The sequence below is a fragment of the Acetoanaerobium noterae genome, from assembly GCF_900168025.1.
Classification (GTDB): Bacteria; Bacillota; Clostridia; order Peptostreptococcales; family Filifactoraceae; genus Acetoanaerobium; species Acetoanaerobium noterae.
Genome location: NZ_FUYN01000004.1, coordinates 118,680 through 144,643 on the forward strand (window position 1 = coordinate 118,680; position 25,964 = coordinate 144,643).

22 protein-coding genes and 1 pseudogene are annotated in these 25,964 nt (G+C 31.8%); 6 read left to right on the forward strand and 17 right to left on the reverse strand.

Translation table 11 applies throughout. The annotated features are described in order from the left end of the window. Positions 1–110: 110 nt before the first annotated feature. From B5X47_RS09090 to B5X47_RS09105, 4 genes are all read right to left on the reverse strand, one after another. The gene (locus tag B5X47_RS09090; protein WP_079589822.1) at positions 111–2,228 is read right to left on the reverse strand and encodes a sensor histidine kinase; all 2,118 of its coding nucleotides are present in this window, start codon (positions 2,226–2,228) and stop codon (positions 111–113) included. Then, on the reverse strand, positions 2,203–2,904 hold the full coding sequence (locus B5X47_RS09095) for a response regulator transcription factor (RefSeq protein WP_079589823.1): 702 nt from the start codon (positions 2,902–2,904) through the stop codon (positions 2,203–2,205). Before B5X47_RS09095 ends, B5X47_RS09090 begins: the two co-directional genes overlap by 26 nt. A 158-nt stretch (positions 2,905–3,062) precedes the next feature. Further along, positions 3,063–3,785, reverse strand: a complete 723-nt coding sequence (locus B5X47_RS09100; RefSeq protein ID WP_013361287.1) for a gamma-glutamyl-gamma-aminobutyrate hydrolase family protein — start codon at positions 3,783–3,785, stop codon at positions 3,063–3,065. Positions 3,786–3,849: 64 nt separating this feature from the next. Further along, the gene (locus B5X47_RS09105; RefSeq protein WP_079589824.1) at positions 3,850–8,142 is read right to left on the reverse strand and encodes a 2-hydroxyacyl-CoA dehydratase; all 4,293 of its coding nucleotides are present in this window, start codon (positions 8,140–8,142) and stop codon (positions 3,850–3,852) included. Between the two features lie 326 nt (positions 8,143–8,468). Between B5X47_RS09105 and B5X47_RS09110 the strand changes: the two genes are divergently transcribed. From B5X47_RS09110 to B5X47_RS09120, 3 genes are all read left to right on the forward strand, one after another. Then, complete coding sequence (locus B5X47_RS09110; protein WP_013361284.1) at positions 8,469–9,086, forward strand: TetR/AcrR family transcriptional regulator; 618 nt, start codon at positions 8,469–8,471, stop codon at positions 9,084–9,086. A 94-nt stretch (positions 9,087–9,180) separates the two neighbouring features. Beyond that, complete coding sequence (locus B5X47_RS09115) at positions 9,181–10,023, forward strand: fumarate hydratase (RefSeq protein ID WP_079589825.1); 843 nt, start codon at positions 9,181–9,183, stop codon at positions 10,021–10,023. Between the two features lie 9 nt (positions 10,024–10,032). Beyond that, positions 10,033–10,587: a Fe-S-containing hydro-lyase gene (locus B5X47_RS09120; RefSeq protein WP_079589826.1), complete on the forward strand. Its 555-nt coding sequence runs from the start codon at positions 10,033–10,035 to the stop codon at positions 10,585–10,587. A gap of 9 nt (positions 10,588–10,596) precedes the next feature. Here B5X47_RS09120 and B5X47_RS09125 read toward each other — a convergent pair whose 3' ends face one another. Beyond that, on the reverse strand, positions 10,597–11,031 hold the full coding sequence (locus tag B5X47_RS09125; RefSeq protein ID WP_079589827.1) for a hypothetical protein: 435 nt from the start codon (positions 11,029–11,031) through the stop codon (positions 10,597–10,599). A gap of 230 nt (positions 11,032–11,261) precedes the next feature. Between B5X47_RS09125 and B5X47_RS09130 the strand changes: the two genes are divergently transcribed. Next, positions 11,262–12,527 (forward strand): glycosyltransferase family 4 protein, encoded by a 1,266-nt coding sequence (locus B5X47_RS09130; protein ID WP_079589828.1) that lies wholly within the window; start codon positions 11,262–11,264, stop codon positions 12,525–12,527. 97 nt (positions 12,528–12,624) lie between these two features. On the opposite strand, the gene B5X47_RS09135 is transcribed toward B5X47_RS09130, so the two are convergent. The 5 genes from B5X47_RS09135 to B5X47_RS09155 form a co-directional block, all read right to left on the reverse strand. Continuing rightward, the gene (locus tag B5X47_RS09135; RefSeq protein WP_079589829.1) at positions 12,625–13,005 is read right to left on the reverse strand and encodes a hypothetical protein; all 381 of its coding nucleotides are present in this window, start codon (positions 13,003–13,005) and stop codon (positions 12,625–12,627) included. Positions 13,006–13,014: 9 nt separating this feature from the next. Continuing rightward, positions 13,015–13,395, reverse strand: a complete 381-nt coding sequence (locus B5X47_RS09140) for a cytochrome b5 domain-containing protein (RefSeq protein WP_242951035.1) — start codon at positions 13,393–13,395, stop codon at positions 13,015–13,017. Positions 13,396–13,644: 249 nt separating this feature from the next. Continuing rightward, complete coding sequence (locus B5X47_RS09145; RefSeq protein WP_013361277.1) at positions 13,645–13,788, reverse strand: FeoB-associated Cys-rich membrane protein; 144 nt, start codon at positions 13,786–13,788, stop codon at positions 13,645–13,647. Between the two features lie 10 nt (positions 13,789–13,798). Further along, entirely contained in the window at positions 13,799–15,817 is a 2,019-nt protein-coding gene (feoB, locus tag B5X47_RS09150; protein WP_079589830.1) for a ferrous iron transport protein B, read from the reverse strand. 49 nt (positions 15,818–15,866) lie between these two features. Continuing rightward, the gene (locus B5X47_RS09155; RefSeq protein WP_330395759.1) at positions 15,867–16,151 is read right to left on the reverse strand and encodes a FeoA family protein; all 285 of its coding nucleotides are present in this window, start codon (positions 16,149–16,151) and stop codon (positions 15,867–15,869) included. A 153-nt stretch (positions 16,152–16,304) separates the two neighbouring features. Between B5X47_RS09155 and B5X47_RS14100 the strand changes: the two are divergent. Continuing rightward, positions 16,305–16,367: pseudogene (locus tag B5X47_RS14100) on the forward strand (IS3 family transposase); the annotation flags it as partial. Between the two features lie 56 nt (positions 16,368–16,423). On the opposite strand, the gene B5X47_RS09160 reads toward B5X47_RS14100, so the two are convergent. Genes B5X47_RS09160 through B5X47_RS09170 form a run of 3 tightly spaced genes read right to left on the reverse strand, consistent with a single transcriptional unit; the run spans position 16,424 to position 20,614 of the window. Then, positions 16,424–17,926 (reverse strand): glycine betaine uptake BCCT transporter, encoded by a 1,503-nt coding sequence (locus B5X47_RS09160; RefSeq protein ID WP_079589831.1) that lies wholly within the window; start codon positions 17,924–17,926, stop codon positions 16,424–16,426. Positions 17,927–17,952: 26 nt separating this feature from the next. Beyond that, on the reverse strand, positions 17,953–19,275 hold the full coding sequence (grdH, locus tag B5X47_RS09165) for a betaine reductase selenoprotein B (RefSeq protein WP_013361273.1): 1,323 nt from the start codon (positions 19,273–19,275) through the stop codon (positions 17,953–17,955). Positions 19,276–19,288: 13 nt separating this feature from the next. After that, entirely contained in the window at positions 19,289–20,614 is a 1,326-nt protein-coding gene (locus B5X47_RS09170; protein WP_079589832.1) for a glycine/sarcosine/betaine reductase component B subunit, read from the reverse strand. 233 nt (positions 20,615–20,847) lie between these two features. Here B5X47_RS09170 and B5X47_RS09175 point away from each other — a divergent pair, with 233 nt between their 5' ends. Further along, entirely contained in the window at positions 20,848–21,522 is a 675-nt protein-coding gene (locus B5X47_RS09175; protein ID WP_079589833.1) for a TetR family transcriptional regulator, read from the forward strand. Positions 21,523–21,658: 136 nt separating this feature from the next. On the opposite strand, the gene B5X47_RS09180 is transcribed toward B5X47_RS09175, so the two are convergent. The 4 genes from B5X47_RS09180 to B5X47_RS09195 form a co-directional block, all read right to left on the reverse strand. Then, positions 21,659–22,198, reverse strand: a complete 540-nt coding sequence (locus tag B5X47_RS09180; RefSeq protein WP_079589834.1) for a prolyl-tRNA synthetase associated domain-containing protein — start codon at positions 22,196–22,198, stop codon at positions 21,659–21,661. Between the two features lie 135 nt (positions 22,199–22,333). Further along, entirely contained in the window at positions 22,334–22,981 is a 648-nt protein-coding gene (locus B5X47_RS09185) for a vWA domain-containing protein (RefSeq protein ID WP_079589835.1), read from the reverse strand. Between the two features lie 81 nt (positions 22,982–23,062). Further along, on the reverse strand, positions 23,063–24,076 hold the full coding sequence (locus B5X47_RS09190) for a macro domain-containing protein (protein WP_079589836.1): 1,014 nt from the start codon (positions 24,074–24,076) through the stop codon (positions 23,063–23,065). A gap of 35 nt (positions 24,077–24,111) precedes the next feature. After that, a complete protein-coding gene (locus B5X47_RS09195; protein WP_079589837.1) occupies positions 24,112–25,797 on the reverse strand; it encodes an HD-GYP domain-containing protein in 1,686 nt (561 codons plus the stop codon). Positions 25,798–25,964 lie beyond the last annotated feature (167 nt).

Sequence of the window (25,964 nt, forward strand, 5' to 3'; positions counted from 1 at the left end):
TCTTAATCTAATCAAAATAAAAGGTGGTTGAATTTTAATTAAATTCTAACCACCTTTTTATAAATCAATAACTCTAAATTTTATATTGCATTACTATATAGCTATTAGTCTTATTGCTTGTATTCACTTATTACTTCAAAGCTTATAACTACCTTGAACAAATCCCCATCTATATAAATGTTAAAATCTCCTCCTTGCAATTCTGTAAAGCTCTTTGCAATTGATAATCCTAATCCTGAGCCATCTGTATTTCTAGATTTATCTCCCCTAACAAATCTTTCAGCAATATCATTTGGATTAAAATTCATCTCATAGGCAGATATATTTTTAAATACAATTAAAGCCTTATTCATATTTAAGCTCACATCAATATACACTCTAGAGCTTGGCAAAGAATATTTGAGAATATTGCTTATTAAATTATCAAAGATTCTATAGGTTCTTTTCCCATCTAAATTACATATGATTTTTTGTTCTGAATCAGGAAGCTGAATTTTAAATAATAAACCACTGGCACTTATTTCATTTTCATTTTCAGCGATTGTCTGTCTTAATAGCGATACTAAGTCCAATGATGATTTATTAAAGCTTATATTTCCACTTGCCGCTTTACTTGCTTCAAAAAGATCTTCTATCAGCAAAGTCAGCCTTTGTGATTTCTGCTCTAAAATTTCTATATATTCCTTTTGGGTTTCAGACATATCATTCTCTTTTTTCAATAAATCAATATATGAAATTATAGATGTAAGAGGTGTTTTTAAATCATGAGAAACATTTGAAATAAGCTCTGTTTTAAGATTTTGACTTTTAATTTCTTCATCTACTGCAATTTTAAATCCTTCACTAATACTATTTAGCTTTTCTAATATGGGATTAAAAATCCCAAGATTCAACTCCATATGCTGATTAAAGTTTCCAAGAGAAATCTCATCTGTCACCATATATAATTGTTCTAGCTCGCACATTCTGTCTTTTAGATAACTAAAAATAAATAAAGAATAAATTATTGCAATGCACATACCAAGTACAACCGAGCCAAACAATGAATAGCTCCCACCCATTCCAAATACAATATAGAGAAAAACAAACGATGTAAAAAAAACAATTATCCATACTATTATAAGATTAATTCCAAGCACAAGCATCAGCTTCCTATTTTTAGTATTTGATATATCAAAACTCATAAGTTTACTAAAAGTACTATTAAGTTTTTTAAATAGTTTTAAGAAAAACTTTCCTATTAAGCTCTTTTTTATACATGACTCATATATTCCAGAATTAAATACGTTTTTTATATCAGAAACTAAAACATATAAAGCCGTATATAAAAATATGGTCACTGGTATTCCAATTAAGTAGAAAAAAATATTTGCATCTGAAATTATGGTTTCAAATTTGAGTTTAGGTGAATAGTACCTCGATAAATTATCGTTGAATAAAAGCTCCATTGTAAGTGCAAAGCCAACCCCAAAAAGTATATATATCAAACATTTAACTTCCATTGGAATTTTGTTCATAGCCTTAATAAAGCTATTATTTTGTTGCCTTAAAGTGTTTGTAAATCCAGCCCAAACTAAGATTAAAAACATAATTATTGAGCCTATTGCTAAAATTAAAATCATATAACGTTCCAAATAAAAGTTCTTTATATTATCCTCTAAAGCGCCATTTTTCAAATAAACATTTTTAGGAATCATTAATAAAAGCTCAAGTTCTTTTCCTTTTATGTCTTCTCTGGAAGCCAGTAGTCTCTCAAAGGTTGTAACTATGTTATCCTCCCAAGTCTCGTCCATTGATGAATCCTTAGATATAGCTTGCAGATTTTCATCTAGCTTAATATGGATATAAAAGCTAGAGGATTGCTTTGACTTACTTAGAATCTGATTTGGTAATAAATTTGTATTTGTAACAAGAGTAGCTAGCTCATCTTTAACTTGAAGATAATAGGTAACATCTTTATATTGATTCTTTTGATAAAAATCAAATTCATCTTTTGAAGAATTTTTTTCTAATAAATCCCATGTCATATTTTCTATATAATTTACAAAGCTTTCGCTTGATTGATAGGTATTAATATATTGATTATCTGGAAAAATTATAGACTTTAATGGATTGTATAAACCAACAGAAATCAACGCCAACAAAATAATAACTGATATTAGTTTTATCCCAGAATCTGATGCCTTTTGTTTTATTAATTCTTCACTCTGATTCAAACTTGTATCCAATTCCCCACACCACCTTTAAATATTTTGGTTCTTTAGGATTAATCTCCAGCTTTTCTCTAATCCTTCGAATGTGAACAGCTACAGTATCAGGATTGTAGGCTGGCTCATTCCATACTTTTTCATATATTTCATCTATAGAAAATACCTTTCCTGCATTAGACATGAGTAAGTATAAAATCTTATATTCTATTGGAGTTGTTTTAACTGGAGCTCCTAAAACAGATATTTCTTTTCTCTCATCATCAAGAGCAATATCTCCTATCGAAATCAATTTGGAGTTTTTGTCGCTTTCTTTCTTTATAGAAAAATTTACATATCTTCTTAAATTAGAATTTACCCTTGCTATAAGCTCCATTGGATTAAATGGCTTTGTTACATAATCATCTGCCCCTATATTTAGACCTGCTATCTTATCCATATCTTCAGATTTTGCTGAAAGTACAATTATAGGAACTGTGCTATTTTGCCTTATTTTCATTATCGCAGTAAATCCATCCATTACAGGCATCATAACGTCCATTATAATTAGATGAATTACTTCTTTTTCAAAAATTTCAATAGCTAGCTGACCATTATAGGCTTTAAAAACACCGTAGTTTTGATTTTTCATATAAATTTCAATGGCGTCTGCTATTTGTTTATCATCTTCAACTATTAATATATTATATGTATACATATATGCCTCCATAACAAGATATCTTAAGTAAATAATAACATAGAGTTATTAATATTCTTTTACTATAATTCTTACAAATTTCTTAAGAAATTAAAAAACTTCACAAGCCAGTATAATAAATAAACTGATTTGTGAAGTTAAATAGTTTTTATAGACCTTTATTTACATTTCTCGATAAAGAATTCAAAAACCTTTTTTTGCTCCTCATACTCAATATACATAAACTCTGGCTGCCATTGAATTCCCATAGCAAAAGAAGTTCCTGCATATTCTATTGCTTCAATTACTCCATCAGATGCTCGAGCTGAAACAATCAAATCTTTACCTAACTCCTTAATTGCTTGATGGTGAAAGCTGTTTACAAAAATCCTATCCTGAGCAAATATTTCATACAAATAAGTGCCTTGCTGTATCTCAACTGAGTGAGATTTCTCACTCATGATTGAGCTTTGAAAATGTTTTATATGATTACCTTCTATATAGCTTATGTCCTGATGCAAGGAACCACCAAGAGCAACATTCAATACTTGCAATCCTCTATCGATGCCAAGAACTGGAATTCCTCTTTGAATTGCTTTTTTGGTAAGCTCAACATCAAAGAAATCTTTTTTTGTATTAAAGTATCCAAGCTTTTCAAGAGGCTCTTCTCCATAAAACATAGGATTTATGTCTATGCCTCCAGTTAAAATAATCCCATCAACTAAATCTAGATATCTTTCAAATGTTTCCGTGTCGTGAGTGTGAGGAAACAAAATAGTACTTCCTCCTGACTTTTCAATGCTTTTAACATTTTCACTGACTAGGAAGTATCTTTCTTGACCCTTTGTAGGGCCTTCATTGGAAATGATAAAATTTGTGGTAAGTCCAATAAGTGGTTTCATAAACACCATCTCCTTTGATAAATCAATTTATTTTATATATATCCCTCAAATTGATTTATATCCACTAAATTTTAAATCTCACAAATTTTTTAGCTGGTCTTCTTGTATTGATTTGACCTTCATTTATATTTGTGTGCTTTGGATTTAACATATTATCAAATGCTGATGAAAGCATAAGCTTAATTCTATTTAACTGATTAACCTCGCTTGCTCCTGGGTCATAGTCGACAGCAACAATGTTTGCCTCAGGATAAATTCTTTTAAGCTCCTTCATCATTCCTTTGCCAGTAACATGATTAGGAAGGCACGCAAATGGTTGCATACAAATTATATTTTCTACACCTTCTTCAATCAGCTCTATCATCTCTCCAGTTAAGAACCAGCCCTCGCCTGTCTGATGCCCTAGTGACATAACTTGCCTAGCTCCTGAGGCTATTTCCTTTATTGTTTTTGGATGATAAAATCTTTTACTCGATTTTAATGCTTGCGTGTAAACATCAGTATAGGTTTCAATAAACAATATTAAAGCATCTCCAAGTAGCTTAGATTTAAGGCTCCCGCATAAGTAGTTATAATTGAAATCTCTATTGAAGGCACAGTAGGATACAAAGTCCATGAGTGCAGGCATAACCGCCTCTGCTCCTTCTCTTTCAACTAAATCCACAACATTGTTATTCGCTAATGGATGATATTTTACTAATATTTCTCCCACTAAACCAACCTTAGGTTTTTTAATATCCGTTAGAGGAAGTTTATCAAAATCTCTTACTATAGCATAGACCGTTCTTCTAAAATCTGTTTTACTAGCACGCTTTAGCTTACGTTTACATATATCTGACCATTTTTTGTGAAGAGCATTTGCCGAGCCCTCATTAAGCTCATATGGTCTTGTTCTATAGAGCACATTCATAAATAAATCTCCATATACAATAGCCATAAGTGCTCTATTTAAAAGCGAATACGTCAACTTAAAACCAGAATTTGTTTCTAAACCACTTGCATTTAATGAAATTACAGGAATTTTTTCAAATCCAGCATCTTTCAGAGCTTTTCTTAAAAATCCAATATAATTTGTTGCCCTGCATCCTCCACCAGTCTGAGATATCATTACAGATGTATTATCTAAATCATATTTCCCTGATATAAGCGCTTCAATTAATTGTCCAATCGCAATTATTGCAGGATAGCAAGCATCGTTATTAACATATTTTAGACCAACTTCCACAATATTTTTCGACTCATAAGGAAGTATAACTAAATTATATCCTGAATACTTAAAAGCTTCTTCTAACAGTTCAAAATGCATAGGCGACATCTGCGGCACCAAAATAGTATGTTTTTTCTTCATATCCTTTGTAAATTCAATTCGTGGATAAGATAATTTCGCATCACTTATTTTTATTCCTTTATTCTCTCTTTCTTCGATGGATGCCTTAAGAGAACGCATCCTTATTCTTGCTGCTCCAAGATTATTTCCCTCATCTATTTTTAAACAGGTGTAAAGCTTACCTCGAGCAGTTAATATTTCCTGTACTTGGTCAGTAGTAACAGCATCTATTCCACATCCAAAGGAATTGAGCTGAACTAATTCCAAATTTTCTTTTCTAGATACATACTCTGCTGCAGCATATAGTCTCGAATGATAAGCCCACTGATCAACAACCCTAAGAGGTCTACTAGTATCTGCAAGATGGGCTATGCTATCTTCTGTCAATACAGCCATTCCAAGTGAATTAATCATCTCAGGTATTCCATGATTAATTTGAGGATCAATATGATATGGTCTTCCAGCTAAAACTACAGCTTTAATATTCTGCGCTTCAATAAAGTCAAGCGTGTCTTCAGCTACTTTTCTAATTTCAGCTTTAAAATTATTAAGCTCGACCATCCCTAGCTTTGCAGCTCTAGAGACTTCATCAGCCGATAGCCCTATAGATGATAATTCAACTATAAGTCTTTTTTCTAGCTTTCTATCAGAGTCAAAAGGAATAAATGGATTCATAAATCTTACATCATTTTCTTTTAAATCATCTAAGTTTTTGCTTATTACCTCAGGATATGAAACAACTATAGGACAGTTAAAGCTATTATTTGCATTTTCATATTCCTTTTTTTCATGAGGTATACTAGGGTAAAATATAAACTTGACCCCTTTTTCAATCAGATTCTTTATATGCCCATGCACTAGCTTTGCTGGATAGCACACAGATTCTGAAGGTATAGTTTCCATTCCTTTTTCAAATATTTCATTTGAAGAAGGATCTGATAATTCAACTTTATATCCTAGCTCAGTAAAAAAAGTAAACCAGAATGGATAGTGCTCATACATATTTAGAACTCTTGGTAGTCCTACCATTCCTCTAGGAGCTGATGTAAGTGGTTTATATGAGAATATCTTCTTGTATTTATAATCATATAGGTTAGGCAATACTTTTTGGTTCTCGGAAAATCTATTTCCCTTTTCACATCTATTACCGGATACAAAATATTTATCATTATTGAACTGACTTATTGTTAATAAACAGCTATTCGAACAGCTTCTGCACCTTGTGCTTTTATTATCAACACTGAAGTTTCTAAGCTCTTCTTTTTTTAGGATTTTGCTTTGTCCAAAAGTATATTTTTCTTTAGCTATAATTGCGCAGCCAAAAGCGCCCATAATCCCAGATATGTCTGGTCTTATTACTTCTCTTTCTGATAAAAGCTCAAAGCTTCTAAGCACAGCATCATTATAAAAAGTTCCACCCTGAACTACTACCTTAGCTCCTAGTTCCTCAGGAGTCTTTAATTTTATTACTTTATATAGTGCATTTTTTATAACAGAGTAACACAGCCCTGAAGCAATATCTCCAACTGTAGCCCCTTCTTTTTGAGCTTGCTTTACTCTTGAATTCATAAAAACTGTACATCTTGAACCTAAATCAACAGGGTTTGTTGATTTTATAGAAACATCCACAAAATCTGTAATACTCATCCCAAGTGACTGGGCAAAAGTGTCTAAAAATGAACCACATCCAGAGGAGCAGGCTTCATTCAATAAAATAGAATCAATGCTAGAATCCTTTATCTTCAGACATTTCATGTCTTGCCCACCGATATCTAAAATAAAGTTAACGCCTGGGCAAAAAAATTCTGCTGCCTTGTAATGTGCTATAGTTTCTATTTCTCCTATGTCAATTCCTAATGCTGTTTTTATGAGCCCTTCACCATATCCTGTTACTGCAGTTGAAGCTATAGTAGCTGAATCTGGAAGCTCAGAGTATAAATCTTCTAAAAACTCTACTGTAGACATAAGTGGGTTCCCTTTGTTGCTTCCATATCTAGAATATAAAAGTTCTCCTTTATCACTGATGAGCGCAACTTTTGTAGTAGTAGAACCAGCATCAATTCCTAAATAACAGTTTCCTTCATATGATTTAAGTTCTCTAGTTTTTATTCTATTTTTATCATGTCTTAATTTAAAATCATTAAATTCACTATCGGACTTGAATAACCTTGGCAACCTACTAGATTCATCCAAAGTACAATCTTGCATGTTTTTAATATTTTCTAGTAAGGTATTTAATTTATAGGCTCTGCTTTCATCGGCACATAGTGCAGCGCCTAGTGCTACATAGAGCTGAGAATTCTCAGGAAAAATAACCTGATGTGGCTCAAGGTTAAGAGTATTTATAAATCTATTTCTTAAATGTGACAAAAAGTAAAGAGGTCCTCCTAAAAATGCTACATTTCCTCTAATTGGTCTTCCACATGAAAGTCCACCTATCGTTTGAATTACAACAGCTTGAAAAATTGAAGCAGCGATATCTTCTTTTTTCGCCCCTTCATTAAGTAATGGCTGTACATCTGTTTTGGCAAAAACTCCACAACGTGCTGCTATAGGATATATTCTATTGTGATTACAAGCAAGCTCATTAAGACCACAAGCATCTACTTTAAGTAGTGATGCCATCTGATCTATAAATGACCCTGTCCCGCCAGCACAAGTTCCGTTCATTTTTTGTTCTAATCCACCTGATAAATATGTAATTTTAGCATCTTCTCCACCTAGTTCAATAGCTACATCTGTATGAGGATGATACCTCTTAATAGCTTTTGTAGATGCTATTACTTCCTGCACAAAATCAACACCTAGGTAATTAGCAAAGCTAATTCCCCCTGAACCAGATACTACTACTGATAAATCAGTATCCTGTAATATAACGTAGGCATCGTTTAGTACGCTGATTAATTTATTTTTTATATCAGCATAATGTCTTTCATATCTGCTGAACAGAATTTCTTCTTTGTAATTTAAAACAACTACCTTAATGGTAGTGGATCCTATATCTACGCCAACACGCAGTAATTTATTCATAATGTTCGCAGCAATAAGCTACGTTCGCCTCCTTGATAAGATTCCACATTCAATAATACAATCTAGGATTGCTCATATGACTGGGAGCCTTGGTGTAATCATAATAAAATCTAAACTTTATCCTGATAAGATTATAGTCCAAAAAAAATTAAAATCAATAAACAAAACTCATCAAAGTGTTGATTAATTAAAAACATTTTAGTTGCTTTATATTGCTTAATTTCATTATAATGTTTATATCAATCTATTAAGAAAAAATACCCTATATTTTTATAAAATAACAATAGGCTGCAATTATTTTTTTCTTTACAGCCAAGGAGTCTCATATGCGTAGCTTTTATAACGATGAACGAGTGATTAAAACCAAGAAATTAATCAAAACTGCTTTATCTGAATTGATACAAGAAAAAGGCTTTGATCATGTATCAATAACAGATTTGACACAAAGAGCTAATATAAATAGAGGAACATTTTATCTACATTATCAGGATAAATATGATTTATTGGAAAAATTTGAAAACGAAGTTTTAGATGATATCAATACCAATGCTGAAAATTTTATAAAATCCATAAAAGACATTGATTTTTTAGGAGAAGATTTTTCTAATGAAATAAAGCCTTTTATCAATAAAGTTTTTACATATATAAAGGAAAATTACATAATAATGAAAGTAATTTTAGGCCCGAAATCTGATATGAGATTTCAGAATAAAATAAAGAAAGCTTTAAATATTTTATTGACTGAAAAAGGTTGGGATAATTATTTCGACTCTCAAAATACGTTTGTTTCAAAAAATTATTTTATTTCCTATCTTGTTTCTGCTCATATTGGAGTTATAAGGCAGTGGATAGATAGTGGAATGAATGAATCTGCTGAAAATATGGCTGAAATGATTTCTAAGATGTTCTTTTTAGGACCATTTAATTCTATTAAAAACAAATAGAATTCCAACCATTTGAGTAATTTTGATTGCTAATGGTTTTAAGAAATATTATTATATTCACAATAAAAAAATATTCATATGCGAGGTAATGAATGTGAGAGAAATTAATGTTAGTCTTATCGAAACTACTATAGAGAAAATGTGTATAGATGCTAACTATTATCTGAATAAAGATATAAAGGATGCTCTAGTAAAATCATCACTTGTAGAAGCTTCTCCACTAGGAAAAAGCATCATAAATGACATACTAGAAAATGCAAAGCTAGCAGAGGAAAAAAGTGTTCCTATGTGCCAAGATACTGGAATGGCAGTTATTTTCATTACCATAGGACAAGAGGTACATTTTGTTGGAGGAAATTTAACAGAAGCAATAAATAATGGAGTAAGAATGGGATATTCAAAGGGATATCTTAGAAAATCAGTTGTAAAAGATCCATTAAATAGAGTTAATACCAATGATAATACTCCAGCTATAATCCACTACGATATAGCTCCAGGTGATAAAGTAAAAATAACTCTTGCGCCTAAAGGCTTTGGGAGCGAGAATATGTCTAAAACCAAGATGCTGGTTCCTTCTGATGGTATAAATGGAGTAGAAGATTTTATAGTTGAAACAGTATCATTAGCAGGCTCTAATCCATGTCCTCCTATAATCGTAGGTGTTGGAATTGGTGGAACTTTAGAAAAAGCAGCAATTTTAGCAAAAAAAGCTTTAACCTTAGATATAGATAAAACTAATCCAAATGAATATTATAGAGAGATGGAAACTAGATTGCTTAAGAAGATAAACAACTTAGGAATAGGGCCTCAAGGGCTAGGTGGAAATACTACTGCACTTGCTGTAAAAATCCTCACATACCCAACTCATATTGCTGGCCTTCCTGTTGCTGTAAATATTAACTGTCATGCAGCAAGACATATTGAAATTGAATTATAGGAGAAGAAAATGACTAATAAAATACATATTACTACACCACTAACTGACGAAATTATATCAAATTTAAAATCAGGAGATGAAGTCTTAATTTCAGGAACTATATATACTGCAAGAGATGCAGCCCATAAAAAACTAGTTGACTCCATTAACTCTGGTGAAAGTCTTCCCTTTGATATAAAAAATGCCATAATATATTATGTCGGTCCCTCTCCTAAAAAACCAGGAGATGTAATTGGTTCAGCTGGTCCAACTACCTCATATCGCATGGATGCTTACACTCCTACTCTGCTTGATTTGGGCTTAAAAGGCATGATAGGAAAAGGAAGCAGAAATAAAAGTGTAGTTGAATCAATCAAAAAAAATCATGCAGTTTATTTCGCTGCAATCGGAGGCGCTGGTGCACTTATTTCTAGCACCATCAAATCAAGTGAAGTAATAGCATATGAAGAGCTAGGACCTGAAGCAGTTCATAAACTGACTGTTGAAAATTTTCCAGCTATAGTAGTATTAGATTCCAGTGGCAATGATTTATATATAATCGAAAGAGAAAAATATAAAAAATAGTATGGGAGATTACTCCCATACTATTACCCCATCCTCATCCGTATCGTACTTATCATAATCAACCTCAAAGGATATGCTAAGCTTTTCCTGCAAATCAATTCTCAGATATCTTCTATCCCATGTTTTAGAATAAAATATCAAAGATTTTTCAATATTTACATCTCCATTTACATCTTCATACTCATCATCTAAATACTCCATCTCGCTTATCTTGGTTCCATCTAGTGAGAAAATTTGGTATTCTTCATCATCAAAATATTTTAATGATATAAAATTATCATCGTCACACTCAAGTAAAACTGACTTTGAGAAGCTTATGTTTGAAGAAACTTTATCAAGCTTAACTTTATTATCAATAGTATGTATAATATAGCTATATACTCCCTCTTCATCACAGATAACATCTAGATTAAATTTATCATTTAAAAATTTACTTATAGTCATAGTTTTTCCTCCTAGGATTTACATTTTTATATTTCAGTGACTATTATTACACTATTAATGTTAATATATGCTTACTTATCTATTATAAATTATATTTGTCAATATTCCTATAAAATCATGATTCATCTGTATTCGCTATTATACAATCTATTTCTATTAATAAAAGATAATCGATTATTAATTAAAAAAATTTTTAATTTTTAGAATTAAGCAAAGGAAGAGTGATATAAGTGAAAATTCTCCATGTATATGCTCAAAAACCTGACCACACTGGAAGTGGAGTATATATCCAAAATCTAATAAAAACTCTACATTGTCAAGGAATAAGTAATTATTTGATTTGTGCTACTTCGGTATTCGATGATATTGACAAAGATTTTTTACAAGCTCTGGACCATATTGATGTGATAAAATTCGATACTAAAGACTTGCCTTTTCCTGTACCTGGAATGAGTGATGATATGCCCTATAAAAGTTCGATTTACAGTAAACTGTCCGAAGAGGAGCTTGCTCTTTGGCAAAATGCATTTTATAACAGTTTAAAAAAAGCAAAAGCATATGAGCCAGATAAAATAATAGTTCATCATTTATGGGGACTTGTTCCGATTGTGTTAGATAACTTTGACTCTAATTTAGTAACTGCTATTTGCCATGGTACTGATATGAGACAATTAAAGTTATTTAAGCATTTAAACAATGCAAATGTTGATTTCATAGAAAATATACTTAGTTCAATTCAAAAGCTAAGCGATATAATAGCTTTAAACGATATTCAAAAGCAAGCAATCATAAATAATTATAAAGTAGATTCACATAAAATACGTACAATAGGCTTAGGCTTTAATCCAAACTTTTTTTTTCCTGAAAAACTTCCTAACACTATAAATAATGAATTTGAAATATCTTATGTAGGTAAAATAACTCCCCAAAAAGGAGTTGGTGAATTAATCTCAGCATTTAAGCATCTTCAAGCAAAAAATAAATATAATATGAGATTATCACTAATCGGATCTGCTGATTCTACAAATCTAGATTACTATAAAAGCTTAAGTAAAACACATGAATCTCATATCCACTTTTTAGGTGCTTTGAAGCAACATATTATGGCTCCATACTTGAGAAATTCAAAGGTTTTTGTTCTTCCATCATATTATGAGGGAGCCTCAACTGTGACACTTGAAGCCTTAGCTGCAGGCAACAGAATTGTAGTTAATGATATCCCAACCATTAGGCCTTGGATTCCTCAAAAGGCTATAGAATCAGGTCGTGTACTGTTTGTCAATCTCCCAAAATTAATTGAAGTAGATAAGCCCTGCCCATCTTGTCTAGAAAACTATATAGAAGAGCTTAAGGATACTATAGATATACAATTAGAAAAAACCATATCAGATTTAAAGTTTTCATCTAAAGCCGAAAGAGACAGGCTTGAAATATATGAAATATTAGAATCGAAATATTCTTGGACTTCAATTTCAAATCAAATTATAAATATTTAATTCAAAAGGGACCGTCAAAGAAGTTTAGAAAATATACTGAAATGCTGAAAATCTGTATATCTTACTATTCTTTTATTTGACGGTCCCTTTATTAAAATCATGAAAGTAGCCAAGGATTTAAATAGTGAAGTGCAAAGGCTAAAACTATTAAGAGCCCTATAATAATATGAGCTTTTCTAGCCGCTTTATTCCTGCTTTTCTTGTAATAAAAACCAATTGCTCCATTAATCACAAGCATTAGTAGCAATATACTTCCTGTATGAAGGATTAATTTTCCTCCAAGCATAATATATCCATGAAATGCTCCTATTGCAATTACAGTAATTCCTATATATGGATGAGCCTTTCTGGCATACTTTAGCATTTTATTATAATTCTTATTTTTTCCTTTTAAATATTTTTTGTTTATCTCTAGAAAAATAGGAAAAAGTAATAATAGTGTTAATAGCAGTACATTTAACCAGATAACCCAAAACATATAAACCTCCTACTCTACAAGTTTCCCTACCACTGGAACTCTATCGAGCATCTTTACGCCATGAGGAGAAACATTCTTAATTTCATCAGTTAAATCATTCCCTGCTTCAAATCCATTATGATCACCATTTTTCCATTTATCAGAAGCAGAAACATCATACACAATTCCATCAACAGCAACATATGCAGGTTTACCATCTTTTCCGTTATATTGTTTTAGCTCATCAAGAGTAAATATCTTTTCATCTGAAGCAGTGCTTTCATTTTGCTCACTTGGTTCAGTTACTTCAGGAGTAGTTAAATCTTGAGGCTCGTTTTGCGCACACCCTGAGATTAAAAAAATTGCTACTGCCATGAAGGCAATCACCATAACTAATTTATTTCTACTCATAAACAAAACCTCCTTTCACTTGTATTAATAATTATTCTCAAATTTTCACAATATAAACAGAGAATTTCTAAGTTATTAATCAAATTGCTTTCTTTGAAAGCTAATTTAAGCCTTATAAAGTAAAATTTTCTAGCCATCTTAAAACTAAAAAAGCAAGTAGTAAATTAAACTACTTGCTAATCTTAGTATTATATATAAAACATAATTAATATAATATAAATAGATATTTAGTTACTTTATGCTTAAAATTTATTTAAAGTTACAATTACAATTGCTTTTTCCACTTGATGGGCATCCAATACATTTAGCACCGTTTTTTTTCTCGATAACTATTTTTCGTATAGACGCAGTTACAATTAATGCAATTATGATAAATACAATTAGATTTGCCATTATTGACCTCCTATGCAACCATAGCTAATTTTTCTTCTGCCAGTTTGTTTCCTTTTTTCATCAAATATCCTATATAAGAAATCAATAAAGCTACAACTATTAAGCCGTCAACAAATCCAGTGCCGAGACTGCCAGTAGTTATTAACGTTCCTGCTTGATATGTTATAAATGATACAACATAGCCCATACCAAACTGAAAAGCAAGTGCAGCACCAAGCCACTTCTTGCTACCAAGCTCAGAGTTCATAGCCCCTATAGCTGCAAAGCATGGTGGAGTAAATAAATTGAACATCAGATATGATAAGGCTGCTACTGAAGTAAGCCCCATTACTTGAGCCACATCAGATGCTCCTGTAACTAATGCCAATTCCTCTGTGTCAATAAAGTTTGTAATTCCATAAACTACAGCTAGAGTTCCTACGACATTTTCCTTTGCAATAAAACCAGTAATTGCCGCTGCTGCTAATTGCCAAGCGCCAAAGCCAAGTGGTATTAATAAAAATGCAAATGGGGAAGCAACAGTTGCTAATATACTTGTACTTTCAGCTCCTTCTGCCACCATTTGAAACTTCCAGTTAAAGCTTTGCATTATTTGTACAGTTGCATTTGAAAGCAGTATAATAGTTCCAGCCTTAACAATAAATGCTTTACCACTTGATAACATAGATATTGTAGCTCTTTTAATACTTGGCATTCTATATTCAGGCAGCTCCATAATAAAGAAAGCTCTTGCATTCTTCTCTCCTGTTATTCTCACAATAACAAGAGCACCTACAAATATAATAGCTATACCTACAAAATACATTAATGTCCCAACCCAAGCTGCATCGTTAAAAAATGCTCCTGCGAACAATGCAATAACTGGTAGCTTTGCTCCACAAGGCATGAAGCTAGTTAGCATTGCAGTAGTTCTTCTTTGTCTTTCATTTTTTATCGTTCTAGTTGCCATAACTCCTGGAATAGCACAGCCAGTACCTATAACCATAGGAATAATAGACTTTCCAGATAGTCCAACTTTTTTAAAAAATCTATCCATTACCACAGCTACTCTAGCCATATACCCACAATCCTCAAGCAAGGCTAAAAGGAAAAACAGTACCATGATAAGCGGTAAGAAGCCTACAACAGCACCTACTCCTCCTATTATTCCATCGAGTAGAATTGCCGCTAAAAGAGGTGATACCTCATCTCCTAACATGCTCTCAGCAATAGCGTAAACCGAATCAATCCACCCAACAAGAGTATCAGCAAAAAATGGTCCTACATATGTCTGGGATATTGAAAACACTACCCACATTATAAGTGCAAATATAGGTATGCCTAGCCATTTATGAGCTATTATTCTATCTAAGGAGTCTTGATTAGTTTTCTTATCACTAGCTATAGACTTAATTTCTACTTTACCAACTATATCCTTTACAAACTCATAGCGTTTTTTATCTGATTCTCTAACAGAAGACTCATCTGCCAAATTTACACCCTTGCTGTCAAACGGAGCCTTTTGACCAGTTCCTTTAATTTCTACAGCCTTAGCTATAAGCTTTTCTAACCCATTATCACTGCCTTGGGTAGATATAGTTTCGATTACGGGGCAGCCTAGTAAAGAAGATAATTTACTTATATCAATTTTAGTTTTTTTCTTTTTTGTTAAATCACTTTTGTTAAGAGCAACTACAACTGGTATATTTAACTCAAGAAGCTGAGTAGTAAAAAACAAGCTCCTGCTTAAGTTAGTTGCATCTACTATATTAATAATGGCATCTGGATTTTCATTTTTAACAAAGGTACTAGTAACACTTTCTTCTGAAGTAAAAGGAGACATCGAATATGCTCCTGGTAAATCTACTGCTGTAATATGTAAATTAGACTTATTTAAATTAGGCTTAATATCGCCCTCTTTTTTTTCTATAGTAACTCCTGCCCAGTTACCTACTTTCTCAATCTTTCCTGTAATAGCATTAAACAATGTTGTTTTTCCGCTATTTGGATTTCCTGTCAATGCTATTTTAACTATGTCTTGCCTACTCATTAATGCATCCCTCCTGTTATAAATTATTAATTATATTTATAGAAATAAGCTAAATTAAAATTGCTTCTGCTAAATCCTTATCAATACTGTATCTTGCATCCTTTACTGAAATTACATAAATCTCAGCTAACACTGAAACAATAGTAACTGATTCACCTTCATAGCACCCTAAAGTGAATAAAAAGTTCTTAATTTCCTCATCATTTGTTTTTATATCTTTTACTATGTAGCTTGTATTTAATTTTGCCTGAGATAAATTCATTGCTTTTCCTTCCAATCTATCTACTCTATTAAAAAAACTTGGAATTGAAATGTTTCTTAATAAATTCTCCACACTACCCCTCCTTAGAAAATCAGCAATCGCGCTTAATAAACCATACTATTTGCATTGGTTTTTTATTCAATAACAATTATCATTACTAATAAAATAACATAAATGATTCTATATTTCAATTGATTTAATTTATTTGTTAATAAAAATTCATAAAAAAGAATTAAGACAAAATTAAAAGGACTGTCACCTGCTGATTACAGGAAACAGTCCACTTGATAATATTTTTAGTTCGTATTTATGGGTTCAGTACAATTTCTTTGTTTTTTGCTTAATTATGATGCTATTCTCTTACTTGATTCCTCAGCGCTCACTGAGTCTTCTTTTAAAGCCTTTAGTAGAGAGAAGCATGCAAATACCATTACAATTGCAAATGGAAAAGCTGCAGCTATAGAAGCTATCTGAAGTACACTTAATCCGCCAGCCATCATTAATGAAAAAGCCATGAGAGACTGAATAGTTCCCCAAATTATCTTTTTTTGAGTACTAGGATTTAAGTCTCCGTTTGAAGATAACATTCCAAGTACGAAGGTAGCTGAATCCGCTGATGTAACGAAGAATGTACATAAAAGTAACACTGCTATCATGGATATCAAATTGCCATATGGCATATGCTTCATTACAACAAAGAATGCTGTTTCAGTTACTTGTATTGCTTCTGATGCAATTTCCGGTCCAAGATTAATTCCTATTGTGCCAAATATTGCAAACCAAACAAAAGATCCAAGAGCCGGTACCAAAGTAACTCCGATAATAAATTCTCTTATAGTTCTTCCTTTAGATATCCTAGCAATAAATACTCCAACAAATGGAGCCCAAGCAATCCACCATGCCCAGTAGAATATTCTCCACCCTCCAAACCAGCTATTGTCACCAAATGGTTCAAGATTCATACTTTCTTGAATAATATTGCCTAAATACATTCCTAATCCATTGGTAAGAGAGTTTAAAATCATAACTGTCGGTCCGACAATTAAAGCTAAAATCATCAATATTGTCGCAAGACCAATATTTGCATTTGAGAGAAACTTAATTCCTTTATCCAAACCACTAACTGCTGAAATCATAAATAAAACAGTTACTGTTACTATTATAATTATACTGACGGTTGTATTAATAGGTATTCCAAATAAATAATTTAACCCACCATTTATCTGAAGAACTCCAAGTCCAAGTGAAGTAGCTACTCCTGCAACTGTTGCAAAGATTGCAAGAATATCTATAGTTTTTCCAATAGGCCCTTTAACCTTTTCTTCTCCTAGTAAAGGTATGAAAATACTACTTATTAAGCCTGGCTTTCCTTTTCTAAATTGCATATAAGCTAGAGCTAAAGCTATAACAGAATAATTTGCCCATGGATGAATCCCCCAGTGGAAAAACGAAGTATATATAGCAAAATTTGCTGCCTCCGATGTCCCTGCCTCCATATTCATAGGTGCCATGAAATGATTAAGTGGCTCTGCTACGCCCCAAAATACTAATCCAATTCCCATTCCTGCTGAAAAAAGCATTGCAAACCATGATATATAGCTATATTCTGGTTTTGAATCATCATCTCCGAGTCTAATTTGCCCGAATTTACTTACTGCAATACCAAACATGAATATAACAAAGAAAAACATTGCCAATAGATAAAACCAACCAAATTTATCTGTTAAAAAAGCAAATAATCCATTTGCTACTTGACCAAATCCTTCAGGTGCTAGTATTCCCCATAATGATATCGAAAAAACTACTATAAGCGAAATTAAAAATACAGAATTATCTTTTCCCTTCATATTCTTTCACTCCCCTTGGATTTGTCTTATATTTTAACTTTAAATACCGTTTGCTCCTTTATATCTGTCGATAAAGCGTCAAGAGCTACACCAACTCTGTGATATCTCAGTTTGAACTGCTCTTTTGAAGTTGTTGCAGGATCTCCAAGAGGGTATGGTATAGATATTGTTGGTACAATCCTATTTGAACCTACTGTAAGTGCAACTGGAACTAAATTTGCCATTTGAACTATTGTTATTCCAGCTTTTTCTATTTCTTTTGTCATCGTTGCTCCGCAACGAGTACAAGTACCTCATGTAGATGTGAGAATTACAGCTTTTACTCCTGCTGCAAGCAATTCATCAGCAATTTCTCTTCCCATTCTAGATGCTTCAGCTTGAGTTGTTCCTGTTCCAACTGTAGAATAAATGTATTTGTATACACCCTTAATTCTACCTTCATTTTGATATTCTCTTAACGCATCTAACGGAACGATTACATCTGGGTCAGCATTTGCTGCTGCAGGGTCAAAGCCTGCATGAATTGTCATATACTCACCTGGTAACAGATCATTTAGCTCAGATACATCATATTTTCCCCATTTTGTTGCTGATGCTGATTGTATTCTATCAGGATTGCCAACTGGAACTATACCGCCTGAGGTAACTATAGCAACTTCCATATTTTTCAGTTCATCAATAGATATAGCTGGTGCTATAGGTACGAATTCTGAAGGTGGTATTGGAAGCTCTGTTTTAAACTCCTCATTATTAATTTTCTTTAGAAGCATATCAATTACTCTATCTGTTGCCTTGATTGGAGGATTCGTCCATACTTGTCTTCTTATGCCTCTACCAAAATATCCTTCTTCCTCTGCTGAAAAAACCTCTTCATTACGGAGTAATTTAAGAGCATAGCTAGCCATAGCTTTGATATCAGCTCTCATAGAAGCAGCACTAGCTCCTCCTTTAAAAATGATTAGCTCCTTTTTAAACATTTCAACACCTGGATTTTCATCATTCATTGATGTTAATACAGGAATATTAAATGATTTATTTACAGCTTTACAAATATTACCACATGCCGAGCCATATCTACCTGCCCTAAAAGCTGGTCCTGCAAAGAATATATCTACTTCTTTATCTTTAATGAATTCTAATATTCTTTTAATAGCTTCATCTTGATTAGAACCCATAAAGTTGTCTCCACATATTATAGTATGTGTAATTTCAACTTCATCTCCTAGCTGCTTATTTAGTTCTAAAGCTGGTCCTACGAGTCCTTCTCTGATTTCAGGTTCATATCCAGCCATCTCTTCTCCACCAATTTGACCAAAAAATTGATTTATATAAAGAATTCCTTTTTTCATTTTATCTCCTCCTCTAGAATTCAACCATTGTTTTAGTAGACCATCCAGATACCCTATCTCCACAGAACATAGCATTGTTTTCCATAATAATCGATCCGTCTTCTCTTACAGATGATCCAAGAATTTCATCATTTCCCCAGCCACCTGATAATCCATCTCTTGCTAAAGACTCAAGATCTCCTATAACTGTTTCCATAGGTGGAAGAATTATTAACTCGGAAACATTTCCACACGAAACTATCGCATCAGCTTTTTGATCAAGTGTAACTAATGGCTGTGACGCTCCATCTCTTCCTGTACACTCATTTGTTACTCCTACAGTTTTTATTCCTGCATTTTCTAATGCAACTATGCAAGCTATAAAATCTGCATCTGGATTTCCATAGCCTTCTTCTGCAACTACAGCTGCATCAACCCCTAATGATTTTGCTATTTGTGCTACGAATAAAGCCGCTCTTTCTTTTTGCTCTAAGGCAACATTTAAGTTAGACATTATTACGCCTACAAAATTAATAGTTTTTCCATGTTCTTCATAAAGTCTTTTTATCATTGGATAATTTTGAAAATCATAAGTCGACCATTTTGATGAACAAGGCATAAATGAGCCTGAAATAACTGCTCCATCTAATATTTCATTTGGATGCATAAATGTAGGAAGCATATGGTTTGCATCCCAGCCATAAACCAAGTCATTATATCCCATTTCTTCCATTTGGGACTGTGGTTGCATCACAAAGGCTACATTTGGAAGCATATTTTCTTTTTCAGTTCTTTTTGTAAGTGGGTTTAGCTCATAAACTTCTATATCTTCTGGCTCTAAATTAGCAACCGTTTTCCCTAAGTATTCAGAAAGTCTCATCCCAGCCCATCTTAATGCTTTGTTTTTCTTTTGTTGCTCATTTTTTTCAAAATCCTCATTCGTGTCTGCAACAAGACAAATATTTAGCAGCTCTGAAAATAATGTATATTTTGCTCCTTCTCCGCTCATATCAATTAGACCATCTTGGAATCCACCCCACTTTTTTCCTACTACAAGCACGCTTGAATTCTTAAGTGCATATGTAGTGCCGTTACCAGTTTGCATAAGCTCGCCTGTTACTCCTGGAAAAACCGGTCCTCCTTCAACTCTATATCTAGGCTCAATCGCTTCCTTAACAGGTACTATTCTCACCTTATCTCCTGGTTTAGCTATTATCAAATCAGCATCAGTGATATTTTCATCTTCATATACTACTCTCAGAGCCTCTTCCTTATTTATTTGTAATATACCTTGCTCAAACTTTGTTGTTTCACCAAAAATAATGTCTTTAACATAAAAATTGCCTATTTTCAGTTTCATGCATTTTCCTCCTTTGATAGAAAAACTTTATAAGGCTAATAACATTTCGTTATAAATATAACGTTGTTAAAATAATACTATTATTTAGATTATTCTGTCAACATAATTATAAAATAATCATGATTAAATAATGATAAATAATTTATTTTCTTTTAACATAATCTTTATATGGATTATAATAAAAGTATGTCTCCTGCTTATATTGACTAAATATTAAAATTGAGAGGTTTATTATGACAGAAATAATAGATAAAAAATTAATACAACGAAGAAGAATAATGAAGTACTATATCGAAGCTACATATAAAATAATGGAAGAAGAGGGAATTGATATGGTAACTATTAGAAAGATATCCGATATCGCAGGATATAATAGTGCCACCCTATATAATTATTTTGAAAATTTAGACCATCTGATTGCTTTTGCATCACTAAAATATTTAAAATCCTATGCTGATAATTTAATAAACTATACGAAAAAATCAAAAAACTCATATGATAAATATTTGAGAATATGGGAATGTTTTTGTTATTATTCTTTTCAAAATCCCGTTTTATATCATAAGATTTTCTTTGAAGAGTTTGGCAATAATTTGAATGTTGCCCTTAGAGAATACTATGCTATTTTTCCTGACGAACTTACTCCAGATGACGATATAGATTTAAAAAATATGCTACTTCAATACAATATTTACGATAGAACCGCTCAATCTCTTGAAAAATGTGTAAAAGATGGTTATCTAAATCAAAATGACATAGATAAAGTAAGTGAGCTTTCACTTCTTATTTACGAAGGAATGTTAGACAGAATAATATCTAAAATGTGGAAAGGTACTTTAGAAGAAGCCACGGAAAGAACAATATTTTATATTTCCAAGTCCATTGAAGCATATAAAATAAATGATTAGCGTTGTATTCACAATAAAAAACGTATACAGTTTTTAAAATTAAAAACCTGTATACGTTTATATTGTAAAATCAACTAAGTTTTCATTAAATATGGACTATTTATATTTGTTTAATGGGTCTGGTTCTTATTTAAATTTATAATGATATTATTGTGGGCTTATGATTAATATAGGGAAGAAATTTATCAATTAAATCATTAGTTTTAATCTTTAGGTGGCTAGTATTAACTCCTGGATTACATCCAAACCAGTCATTTTTTGCTACTTCATCGTCAATTACAAGTTGAACCCTATTATCCTTATCGTTAATAAGACTCATTACACTTGCATTCCCAGGGAGAACACTTAAATATTCTTCCATAAGCTCTCCAGATGCGAATGATAGCCTTGGCACATTTAAGGCTGCAGAAAATACTTTTGTATCAAAAGTTTTTTTTGCTGGCATAACAAGCAAAAAGAACATAGTTTTTTGTCTATTACACAAAAAAATACTTTTTCTTATCTCTACTCCTAGCTTTTCTGATATTTCAGCACACTCTTCCATAGATGAAACTTCGTCATTGTCCACCCATTCATATTCCACACAAAGTTCATTTAAAATTTCATGGCTTTTTAATTCAATATTAGTTCTTTTTCCTTTTGGTAAATCTGATTTTATTTCGCTTATGTTTATCATCCTTAATCCCTCCTAAGAATTACATTCATAAATGAAATTGAACATTGATTTTGATTAAATATAAATTTATACACAAAAATAAGGTATAGTTATTATATGAGAATATTATACCTTATTTTAATAGTTATGAAATTATTATTTAGCTCTTGAAATATAGTCCTCTTCTATACGTTTCTTCCACTCTTTAGTCATTTTCTTATTTGATCTAAAACAAGTTAGCGCTTCGCTTACAACTTCATAATTTAATGAGACTCCTTGGCTATCAGCCTTAAAATTAGTAGCCATATCCTTATTTATTCCAAACCTCTCCGCAGTATTAATAGCATCTATATTTGCACCTAAGAATATAAATTCCCACCCATACTTTTCTTTTTGATATTCTATCATTTTCTTTATTTTTTTATAGCTATACTCTACGCTCGCATTTTCCATTCCATCAGTTGTTATCACAAAAATTACTTTTTTAGACTTTGCTTCCTTATTGACAGTTTTTGAAATAGATATCATAAGGCTTAAAGTTTTCCCTATTGCATCTAGCAGTGCCGTAGTTCCTCTCACAAAATATTGCTTTTCAGTGATTGGCTCTACCTTTTCAATATCTAATCTCTCATGAATTAGTTCATATTCATCATCGAATAAAACTGTAGTGACTTTAGCACTTCCACTTTGATTTTTCTGTTTTGAAAGCATAGCATTGTAACCGCCTATTGTGTCACTTTCAAGTCCTCCCATAGAGCCACTTCTATCTAGAATAAACACAAGTTCAGTTAAATTATCTTTCATAAAAAAACCTCCAATCATTTGGTATGATTAGAGGATATCATTTTTTATATAATGAATGGTCGCATAGTAAGCGACAAATCATCATCCTCCGAGGAGATTTTGATCAAATGCAAATAGCGCTTCATTTATTTCAAATATATCATAATTTTTATTTTGAATAAAATATTCTATAATCAAATCAAACTTATTGCTATGAGATAATGCATACCCTGCTCTAAGAAGTAAATCTTTAGTTTCATCTAAATTAAGCTCTAGGGCAATAGCAAAAGCAATAGCTGTAGGTTTACTAGGTCTGTAATAAATATCATTTCTAATTTTAGAAAAAAGCTTTCTGTCTATGTTAGCTCTTTTATAGGTCATCACATCAGTCAGTTTTTTCTCATCAATAAGACCGAGCAATCTTTGTGAAAAAGTATCATCTAACTGATTTACAACCCCAGCTAAATTTCTTTTATGTTCTTTTTCTACTGATTCTTGATATGACTTCTTTACAGTTTCTTCATATACTTTATTTAAATAAAATATTCCAGCTTCTCTATTTATGTCTCTGCTTTCATAAGGTCTATCTTCAAGATACCTATCATCTATATATTCTTCTATAGATGAAAAAAGCTTTTCAGATATGGAAAATGCTGCCTTATCATAAACAACCAATATAATTTTCATATCATTTTCCAAAAGAAAATCACTAATTGCTGATATAGCAATTTTCAAAGCTCTTCCCTTGGGATAACCAAATGCTCCAGATGAAATAAGTGGAAAAGCAATGCTTTCAAGGCTAAAGTTCAAAGCTAGAGTTAAAGAATTTTTGTAGCAATCATATAAAAACTCATCCTCATGAAGTCCTCCACCTTGCCATACAGGTCCAACAGTATGAATGACATATCTTGACGGCAGGTCATACCCTTTTGTTATCTTTGCTTCGCCTACCTTGCATCCACCAAGTCCTCTGCATTCTTCTAAAAGTTTATATCCTGCAGCTCTATGGATTGCACCATCAACCCCTCCACCTCCAAACAGAGAAGAGTTCGCAGCATTTACAATGGCATCTACGTCAACCTTCGTTATATCGTCTCTTATAATTTCAAACGGCATTATAATCCCCCTAGCTCATGTATGGAAAATATAAGCTAATCAACTAAAAGTTTTGTTTTCCACTTCCTATTTTCCATTTGCTTTCTAAATAGTAATCTTAATATCAAATCCTTCTGACCTGACTGGATATTTAAATATCTGCATATAAAAGTATACCCATATCCTAAATAATATTTTACTATTTTAATATTTAAGGTAGTATCTAATTCTATTTCATCAATACTTTCCTTGATATGAATTTGAAACTCTCCTTTAATATTATCCAACAATTCCCGAGCTAAGTCACTATTTTTATCAACAGTAAATATCACTGCATCTCCGCCAAGCTTTATAATATCAACTCTATTCTTTTTATTCAGTTCTTTATTATATAAAATGGCACTATTATTCCATACCATAGAAAAGGTTGTATCTGTTGGCAAAAATCTAATATTATCTAGATAAAGTCTGCCATCTTCAATTTTCTTAACTAGTACCTTGTATTCAAATATTTCACCATTTTTAAAAAAACTAATTGTACTGTTTAGCATCGCATTAATTGAATAAATCTTATTATCGTAATCATGGATAACAAAGGTTCCTGAATTACCTCTTAAAATCAAGTTGCCTGTTAAAGATTTTATATTAGTTTTTTCCATATAGGAAAAGCTAAATGAGCACTGAGGAATATAAATGGTATTTCCTGTATTTTCTTCTATAAGATTCTCATTTTCAGTTACTAATATCTTAATCATAGCTTTTGCTAAAGCTGGGTCGTAAACTTTTCCACTATTTATTTTAAGCTCCTTTATTATGCTATCTACTACTCCTCTTGTTTTGTATGCATTTTTTGAAGAAATTTTATCTACTGCGTCTGCAACTTTTAGAACCCTACTCAAATATGGTATACCTTCTCCACTTAGTCCATCTGGATATCCTGAACCATCGTAATTTTCATGATGGTGTCTCACTATTTTTGGTATATCCTCAAACAAAGTCATACCATGAAGTATAGTTTTTAACATTTCTTCACTTTTTCGTGCATGTATTTTAAATATATTTAGCTCATCATCTGTCAATTCCTCTTCTTTATTTATTATTGCCTCAGGAATAAAAAGCTTACCTATATCATGCAGTAGCGCTGAAAAGTAAAGTAAGGTTTGGTCTATAGGTTCTAGCCCTAAAAATATGGAGAGCTCTATACAATTGTTTGCAACTCCTGTCATATGGTAAGGCATAATAGTATCTTTAGATGCCATAACCTCAGTAAAAGTATCAACAATATAGTAAATTTTCTCATAGTTTGATAGGACAGTCTCAATGTGATAAACAATTTGCAAAAAATACGGTAAATTAAATACACTATTTTCACAGGAATATGAAGGTGGTATATCTGAGCATACAATTAAAGAACCTAGTATATCTGTACGATTACTTGCAGGATTAATGGCATTAATCATATAAACATTTTTCCCGCATTCAAAAGGAGGATTATTACACTTTCTAATTTCACTTATATGGTTTTTTTCGACTATCTCTGAATCAGATATCATACTCTTTATTAAAGAAGCAGTCAAAACATCACTGAAGTTATATTTATATTTATAGTTTATCCTAGTTGTATTGTCATTAAAAATTGCAAAATAAGCACTAGCAACATTAGTAAAATATGAATTTCTTTTTATAAACTCTTTAAAATGAACTTCAAAATCAAAAAATTGAGATAGTGTTGTATTTTCCATATAATCCTCCTAGAAAAAACTCAAGTTTAGTAAATATTATTTACCCTATAATAAGTAAATTATATCATATATGATTCCATAGTTCTATATTATTAATCAAAAAGTTGTAATAGATAGAATTTTATTTTAATTATCTAAGATATTAATAAAAATAAGATTTTTTTATA